Below are 251 nucleotides of genomic sequence, written 5' to 3'. Positions count from 1 at the left end.
CTTTGGTTGTACTAAGCATTGTGGCACTTGATAAAGTGAAAATTGACGACCCTGTAGGTGCCATCTCTGTGCATGGTGTATGCGGCATATTAGGTGTGGTATTAGTGCCGGTTACTAATGCCGAGGCTAACCTTGTGGCACAGTTAATTGGTTTACTATGTATCATTGGCTTTGTGTTTATCGCTTCATTCATTGTTTGGGCAGTCTTAAAACAAACCATGGGTATTCGTGTTACCGAAGAGGAAGAGCTA

At 42.6% G+C, this 251-nt stretch carries 1 pseudogene; it reads left to right on the top strand.

The window, feature by feature from the left end:
* Positions 1–20: 20 nt before the first annotated feature.
* Positions 21–251 (top strand): annotated as a pseudogene (locus tag SB724_RS21190) (ammonium transporter); the annotation flags it as partial.

Origin of the sequence: Bacillus sp. SIMBA_031 (assembly GCF_046535225.1) — a bacterium.
GTDB classification, from domain to species: domain Bacteria; phylum Bacillota; class Bacilli; order Bacillales; family Bacillaceae; genus Bacillus; species Bacillus velezensis.
The sequence above is the reverse complement of the archived record's forward strand: the minus strand, read 5'-3'. Positions and strand labels throughout refer to the sequence as shown.